Origin of the sequence: Streptomyces jumonjinensis, assembly GCF_009600885.1 — a bacterium.
Classification (GTDB): Bacteria; Actinomycetota; Actinomycetes; order Streptomycetales; family Streptomycetaceae; genus Streptomyces; species Streptomyces jumonjinensis.
Map to the genome: position 1 here is coordinate 34676 of NZ_VCLA01000160.1, position 2281 is coordinate 36956.

A 2281-nucleotide genomic window follows, 5' to 3' on the forward strand; every position below is an offset into this window, starting at 1 on the left:
TGTCGCGCTTCGGGTGCCGACCATGCGCCTGGCCGGCGGTCCGAACGGAGAGGGACCCCGGCCAGGTGCCGAGGAACAATGGAAGGCCCTACGCGCCGCCCTTGAACAGCCACCGCTTACCCTCGGATCCGATGACGACCAACCCACAGTAGCCGGTGTAGGAGATGCGCTGAGGGCGACAGAACCCCTCTTCCAGAAAGATGAGTTCGCAAAGCTCGCTAACGTGATGCCACCGCTGCTACGGGACGCTGAGGCGCTGGGAGATGACGGACGCGGGATTCGCTTTCAACTATTGCAGCTTTCCGGGTGGCTCATGGTTCAGACACGCCAGTTCAATGCGGCTGAAGTCGCCTTGCGGCGTGCCATGGACGATGCCACCGACCGCCTGGAAGGGGCGGCGACGATGAACACGTGGTGCTGGCTTCTGCTGCGACAGGGAGATCTGGGCAAGGCGTACGACCTTGCCGTTAGGTGGGCGGACGAGACCGAGCCCCGTATTACCCGTGCGTCCCCTGAAGAGCTGAGTACCTGGGGAATTATGCTCCTGAGGGTATCGGGGGCAGCCATCCGTAACTCCCAACAGGGTGCCGCCCAGGATGCGCTCAGGTTCGCCAACTCGGCGGCTGCCGCACTTGGGCGAGAATACGTGCCACGCAGTGCATACCTGGTAGGGATGCGGAATTTCGGCCCCACCAGGGTCAAACTTCAAGCTGCCGAGAATGCTTCTGTTATGGACCAGCCGGACCTGGTGCTGCGCCTTTCCCAGAAAATCTCCGCACGGTCGCAAGCGTCCAACAATCGCAATCGGCACTTTCTCGACGTGGCGGACGCTTACGCAAAGACGGGCCATTACTCAGAGGCATTCGGGAAGCTCGCACAGATCAGGGAATGCAGCCCGGAATGGCTGCCCAACCAGCGGTATGCCCGCGATATCTTCGGAAAGATCGTCAAGGGCCGTCGGACCCTGACGGACGAGATGCGCGAGATGGCCGATCTCGTGGGTTTGCCCCTGTAGTTGAACCCGTGGGGCTCTTTGATGGGATGGGTAGCCGAAGTGCCACAGACGGTGACCCATCAAATGCGTAGCGTCTTCGCCACTTAGCCGATCAATGGGCAGGTGGCGAAGTGCCGGTAAGCAGAGGCATCGACGCGTCGGACGCTCAACCCACCGAGCGTCTGACGGACCAGACTCATACACCAGGTGAGGACCCTCGTTCACTCCCTCTTGCGCACGACTCTCCCCTGATGCTCTCGCTGCGCGAACGGGTCCGTGAGCGAAACGATGCCGGTCGGATCGGGCGGGTGTCGTGATGACCCGCTTACTGGTCTCACTGGTGCTCGTCGTGGGGGTCGCCGAGATTCGGCTACGGTCCGGCACCCGTCGTTTGTTGTGGTCTCTGATGCCGGAGGATCGCGAACACCGAAAACTCCTGGCCGAGTTACGGCGACTGGAGCGTGATCCCGAGTTCGCCGCTGATTGGCGCGTCGAGCCGGCCGAAGGGCGGCGGCGGGTCCAGTTCGACAAGGGACCGGCCGTGAACGACGACCCCCGGCAGGAGCACACCTACTTCGCGGCTGTGTCCGGCGAAGGGCCTGTGTACGGCACGGGTGAGGTCGCCGGGACGATACTCGGCACGTTCTCCACGCCTTATCTCGGGCGGGCGCTGCGGTGGACGCGTACGCAGGCCGTGCGCATCGCCGACAGGCTCGACCCCCCACCCGATGTTCCATGGCGGCACGCCCTGTGCCCGGTGCCGCCCTCGTTCACCGCCGAGCACGGCGACGCACCCACCGCGCTGCGGAACTGGGCCGGTGACGACGCGATCCGCCAGGCCGCCTACCGTCGGCTACGCGACGGACAGCCGGTCATCTCCACCTTCGGGGACCACACCGGCCGGTACACGGTCATCGTCTGGCCCGTGCCCGTGCCTGTATGCCCGGCGAGCCCCCTGCCCGCCGCGCCCCTCATCCGCAGAGGGCGTTCCCGGTGAGCCCGTCCACCACCGAACCCGTCCGGACGATGTGTGGCGCGGGCTCCATCGTGCCCCGCTCCCTGGCCCAGCTCGCCAGCCGGACCTCGCCGGACCCGCTCCCCAGGCATCCGGGGGAACTGTTCATCGTCCGCTGTCACCTGGAGCGGCACGGCGAGGGTTTCCACTGGGCGATGGTGTGGCCCGTCGACCGCTGGGGCCAGGGCATGCTCTGGGCTCACTGGGACACCGGCAGTGCTCCCACGACCATCCTCACCCTTCCTGTGTGTCCTGTTCGGGACGGACCGCAC

Annotated in this window: 2 protein-coding genes and 1 pseudogene; all 3 read left to right on the forward strand. The window is 65.5% G+C overall.

Annotation, left to right across the window (positions count from 1 at the left end):
- A partial coding sequence (locus tag FF041_RS22840) for a transcriptional regulator (protein ID WP_228388534.1) occupies nucleotides 1-1015 on the forward strand: 1015 nt, incomplete at its 5' end.
- A 295-nt stretch (nucleotides 1016-1310) separates the two neighbouring features.
- On the forward strand, nucleotides 1311-1991 hold the full coding sequence (locus tag FF041_RS22845) for a hypothetical protein (RefSeq protein WP_153524540.1): 681 nt from the start codon (nucleotides 1311-1313) through the stop codon (nucleotides 1989-1991).
- Nucleotides 1988-2281, forward strand: a pseudogene (locus tag FF041_RS39245) (hypothetical protein); the annotation flags it as partial. The gene FF041_RS22845 and the pseudogene FF041_RS39245, both read left to right, overlap by 4 nt.